The sequence below is a fragment of the Actinocrinis sp. genome, from assembly GCF_035650855.1.
Taxonomy (GTDB): Bacteria; Actinomycetota; Actinomycetes; order Streptomycetales; family Catenulisporaceae; genus Actinocrinis.
This window is the reverse complement of record NZ_DASRGV010000190.1, coordinates 1-5160: the sequence shown is the minus strand read 5'-3', so window position 1 is coordinate 5160 and position 5160 is coordinate 1. Positions and strand designations below refer to the sequence as shown.

Annotated in this window: 5 protein-coding genes; 4 read left to right on the top strand and 1 reads right to left on the bottom strand. The window is 68.5% G+C overall.

Features of this window, described 5'->3' with window-relative positions; all coding sequences use genetic code 11:
• Nucleotides 1–129 precede the first annotated feature (129 nt).
• The 4 genes from VFB40_RS14090 to VFB40_RS14075 all read left to right on the top strand — a co-directional run bounded on the left by VFB40_RS14090 (nt 130) and on the right by VFB40_RS14075 (nt 4705).
• A complete protein-coding gene (locus VFB40_RS14090) occupies nt 130–1062 on the top strand; it encodes an ABC transporter permease (protein WP_324850757.1) in 933 nt (310 codons plus the stop codon).
• A gap of 77 nt (nt 1063–1139) precedes the next feature.
• Nucleotides 1140–1952, top strand: a complete 813-nt coding sequence (locus VFB40_RS14085) for an ABC transporter permease (protein ID WP_349261471.1) — start codon at nt 1140–1142, stop codon at nt 1950–1952.
• 78 nt (nt 1953–2030) lie between these two features.
• A complete protein-coding gene (locus VFB40_RS14080; protein WP_324850754.1) occupies nt 2031–3482 on the top strand; it encodes a glycoside hydrolase family 28 protein in 1452 nt (483 codons plus the stop codon).
• The gene (locus tag VFB40_RS14075) at nt 3479–4705 is read left to right on the top strand and encodes a pectinesterase family protein (RefSeq protein ID WP_324850752.1); all 1227 of its coding nucleotides are present in this window, start codon (nt 3479–3481) and stop codon (nt 4703–4705) included. Before VFB40_RS14080 ends, VFB40_RS14075 begins: the two co-directional genes overlap by 4 nt.
• On the opposite strand, the gene VFB40_RS14070 is transcribed toward VFB40_RS14075, so the two are convergent.
• A partial coding sequence (locus VFB40_RS14070) for a LysE/ArgO family amino acid transporter (RefSeq protein ID WP_324850750.1) occupies nt 4695–5160 on the bottom strand: 466 nt, incomplete at its 5' end. The two genes, VFB40_RS14075 and VFB40_RS14070, sit on opposite strands and share 11 nt — an antisense overlap.

The window sequence follows — 5160 nt, the reverse complement described above, 5'->3', positions numbered from 1 at the left end:
CGGGGACCGCGTGCACCTGCGCACCGACCAGCGCGTCGCGCCAGGCGACCCGCTGCGGCTGACCGCGGCAGCCGAGCGGGTACTGGTCTTCCCGGGCATCGCGCCGCTGCCCGAGACCGGAGCCGACGAATGAGCACCCTGACAACTGAGCCGAGCGTGGCCCCGCCCGAGCCGACCCGCACCGCGCTGCGGCACCGCATGGCCGAGCGCGGCGTGGACCGCACGCTGCTGCTGCTCCTGCCGGGTGTCGTAGCCGTCATCGCGCTTTTCGTCTACCCATTCGTCTACGGACTCCAGCTTTCCTTCCAGCCACAGGGAGTCAACGCGCACGGCGGCGTCTTCGCCTCCTACAGCGCGTTCTTCCACGACAAGTTCGCCCGCGGTTCCATCGGCACCACCTTCTACCTGGCGATCCCGGCCTCGCTGATCAACGTCGGCTTCGCGGTGCCGATCTCGTATCGGATGCGCTCGCAGTTCCGCGGCAAGCGGCTGCTGCTGACCATCCTGGTCATCCCCATCACGCTGGGCACCGTGCTCACCGCCGAGGGCATCCTGGAGTACTTCGGCCCGGTGGGCTGGTTCAACTCGGCGCTCAAGTGGCTGCACCTGATCTCCGGCCCGGTGACGCTGACCAACAACTACTGGGGGGTGCTGCTCTCGCTGATCATCAGCGGGTTCCCGTTCGCCTTCCTGCTGACCCACTCGTACCTGTCCGGCATCCACCCCTCCCTGGAGAAGGCCGCCGCGACGCTGGGGGCGGGCTGGTGGCAGCGGTTCCGGCACGTGACCTTCCCGCTGCTGCTGCCGGGCCTGCTGACCACCTTCTGCCTCACCTTCGTGCTCGCCTTCACGGTCTTCCCCTCGGCCATGATGGTCGGCGACCCGGACGGCAAGACCCACGTGATCTCGATCGAGGCGTATGAGCAGGCGCTGCAGAAGTTCAACTACTCGCAGGGCTGCGCGATCGCCATGGTGATGACGGCCCTGATGTTCGCGGTGATCGGCGCCGCGATGGCGCTGCGCTCCCGCCTCTACACCGGCTCCACAGGAGGCAAGGGATGAGCACGGCGATCGTCGATCCGGCGGCCGCACCGGCGCCGAGCACCGGGCCGGCCACCGGCCTGCCGCGCCGCCGCGCGATGGCGCTGCGGCCGGGCGCCTGGCTGGTGTGGGCCGTCGTGGCCTTCTTCCTGATCAACCTGTTCGGCGTGATCGCCACGGTGGTGCTCGACTCCTTCGGCCGCACCTGGTTCAGCGGCTGGCTGCCGAAGGGTTATACGGGTTCGAACTACTCGGACGCGTGGAGCGAGTTCTCCCTCGGCCAGGTGATGACGGTGACCTTCGAGGTCTCCTTCCTGGTGGTGGGCATCTCGCTGCTGCTCGGCGTCCCGGCGGCCTACGCGCTGGCCCGCCGCGACTTCCCGGGCAAGAAGGCGGTGATGCTGCTGTTCGTGCTGCCGATCCTGGTGCCGCCGATCGCCTACGGCATCCCGCTGGCCACGGTGCTCTACAAGTTCCACCTGGCCGGCTCGCTGACCGGGGTGGTGCTGGCGAACCTGGTGCCCTCCATCCCCTTCGTCGTCTACACCATGACGCCCTTCATCGAGCAGGTGGACCCGCGGCTGGAGGCCGCGGCCCGGATGTGCGGCGCGCCGACCCGCGCCGTGCTCGGCCGGATCATCGCCCCGCTGCTGCTTCCCGGCATGCTGGCGGCCGGGATCCTGGTGCTGGTACGCACCTTCGGCATGTTCGAGCTGACCTTCCTCACCGCCGGGCCGACCAGCCAGACCCTGGTGGTCAGCCTGTTCTCCGCGGTCTTCTCCGCGGGCATCCGCAGCGCACAGTCCATCGACGCGATGGCGGTGGTGTATACGGGCTCGATGCTCGTGCTGCTGGTGCTGGCGCTGCGGTTCGTCAACCCCACCCAGCTGGTCGCGCGCACTCGCGACTAGCGACGCCCTTCCCGGCGACAACTCAACAACCAGTTCCACCTACCCTCATCCGCCCGATTCCCGCGGAGGAACTGAGCCATGTCCACACCTTTCGATCGGCGCGCCTTCCTGCGCGCGAGCACCGCGGTCGCCGCACTGGCCGCGGTCCCCCTCACCGCCGCGGCAGCCCACGCCGCGACCACCGCATCACCGAGTACCGCACGCCCGGACTGCGGCCCCAACCCCGACCGCGCTCTCGACGAAGCGGCCGACGCGATCATCCGCCGCATTCGCAGACCCCGCATTCCCCGCCGCGACTTCCCGGTGACCCGCTTCGGCGCGGTCGCGGACGGCACGACGGACAACACCGCCGCCATCGCCGCGGCGATCGAGGAGGCCGCGCGCTTCGGCGGCGGCCGCGTCGTCATCCCGGCCGGCCCGACCGGCACCGCCAGCTACGCGACCGGCCCGATCCACCTCAAGTCCCGGATCGAGCTGCACGTGGAGACCGGCGTGACGCTGCTGTTCTCCACCGACCCGAACGCGTACCTGCCGGTCGTCTTCAGCCGCTGGCAGGGCATCGAGTGCTACAACTACTCGCCGCTGATCTACGCCTACGGCCAGACGGACGTCGCGATCACCGGCGGCGGCGTGCTCGACGGCCAGGCCTCCACCGCGAACTGGTGGGCCTGGAAGAGCCTTGAGACGCCGGACTTCAACCAGCTCGTCGCGCAGGCCGACGCGGGAGTGCCGGTCTCGCAGCGGATCTACGGCGCCGGCTACCACCTGCCGCCGACCTTCGTCGAGCCCTACAACTGTCAGCGGGTGCTGATTCAGGGTGTCACCTTCCGCAACTCCCCGCTCTGGCACCTGCACCCGACGCTGTGCAGCGAGGTCACCATCGAGGGCGTGACCGTCAACTCGACCGGCCCGAACACCGACGGCTGCGACCCAGAGTGCTGCGACGGCGTGCTGATCGACGGCGTGACCTTCGACGTCGGCGACGACTGCATCGCGATCAAGTCCGGCCGCAACACCGACGGGCGCCGGATCGGCGTGCCGAGCCAGAACATCGTCATCCAGAACTGCTCCTTCGCGGCCGGGCACGGCGGGGTGACCATCGGCAGCGAGATGACCGGCGGCGTGAAGAACGTCTACGGCCGCGACCTGACCATGAACAGCCCGATCCTGCAGTCCGGGCACCGGCTCAAGACCAACTCGGTGCGCGGCGGCTACATCGAGAACAGCAACATCTACCGGGTCACCGCCGGGCAGATCGGCGGCCCGGTGCTGCTGATCGACTTCAACTACGGCGAGGGCAACACCGGCACCTTCCCGCCCACCGTCACCGGGATCACCCTCAAGCGCTGGACGGTGAACACCGCCGTCGCGGGCTGGACCGCCGCCGGATACTCGACCGACCACATCGGCTCGATCCTGCTCGACGACGTCACGATCACGACGATGACCGGCAAGAACTCGTCGCAGTATGTTGACGACTTCCAGCTCGTCGACGTGACCATCAACGGGCAGCCGGTGACCACCCCGTGAACCGCCCCCGTACCCTCGCCGCCCTCGCGTGCGCCGCGTTCCTGCTGGTCACTTCAGCCGGCACGGCCGCCGCCGACGCCAGCGTCGTCGAAAGCAACGCAACCACACGATCCGAAGGCATCAGCAGCCTGCTTCTCGTCGCCCCCGCGACCACACACCTTCCGCCCGGCCTGCATGCCTTCACCTCAATCCAAGCCGCCGTCAACGCGATCCAACCAGCCACGCACCGCCACACCACGATCATCGTCGAACCCGGCACGTACGTCGGCCAGGTCTACATCCCGGCCGACAAACCGGATGTGACGATCATCGGCGCGACCGGCAAAGCGGCCGACGTGACGATCGAAGACAACCTCGCGCACGGCACGTACGCACCCAACGGAAACCTCTACGGCACCGACTGCTCCGCGACGCTCACCGTCGCAGGGAGCGGATTCCAGGCGTACAACGTGACCGTCGCGAACACCTTCGACCGCACCACCGACCCAGCCGATGCGGCGCGCGGCCCGCAAGCTGTCGCTGTCAAAGCCGTGGCGGACAAGGTGATCTTCGCGCACGACGTCTTCACCGCCGTGCAGGACACGGTGTTCGCATCCTCATACGCGGACAACTTCCAGCCGCAGGAGTGCTTCACCGAGGACGGCGTAGCCCAGCCCCCCGCAAGCAGCCCGCCCGCAACCGCACCTCCTCCACCAGCCCGCCAGTACTTCGTCGACGACACCATCAGCGGCTCGATCGACTTCATCTGCGGATCGGCCACCGCCGTATTCGACCACGACGACATCGACATCCTCGGCGGCCACTCCGGCGGCTCGGTCACCGCGCCCGACACGCCGACCGCGTTCACCTACGGCTACCTGATCATCAACAGCCGCATCGACAACGCGGACGGCACGCTCGCTGCCGGAGCCGACTACCTCAGTCGACCCTGGCGGCACACCGGGACCACAAACCCGGTGGCCCAGATGACGATCCGGGAGACCTACCTCGGCACCGCGGTCTCCTCGGCCCACTACGAGAACTGGTCAAGCCCGTTCTTCAAGTGGACCGACGCGCGGTACTCCGAGTATCAGAACACTGGTCCGGCGGCAGTGGACGTCGCCCCAGATGTACCGCAGCTCACTGACACGCAGGCCGCCTCGTACACCATCCTCACCTACTTCGCCGACTGGCATCCCTTCAGCCCACTCGGTTTCGGCCTCGCCAAGCCGTTCACGCCCTAGCCAGCATCGCCGTACCCAACACCATCATCGTCACCGCGATGATCCCGTCGAGCACGGACCAGGCGCGCGGCCTGGCGAAGAACCGAGCCAGCCGCCGCGCGCCGAATCCGAGCCCGCTGAACCAGATCGCACTGCCGGTCGCCGCGCCGGCCGCAAAGTACCAACGCCCCGCCCCATAGCTATTACCTGCCGATCCGAGCAGCAGCACCGTGTCCAAGTACACGTGCGGATTGAGCCAGGTCAGCGCGAGGCAGGTGAGGACCGCCGCCCTGATGGAGCCGCTGCCCGCTCCGTCAGCGCGTGTGGCTTCAAGCTTGTCCGGGCGCAGCACACGCATGGCCGCGCGCAGGCCGTAGCCGATCAGGAACAGCCCACCGATGAACGCCACCACGGCGACCGCGTGCGGCCACTGCCGCACCAGCGCGCCGAGGCCTCCGATCCCGGCGGCAATGAGT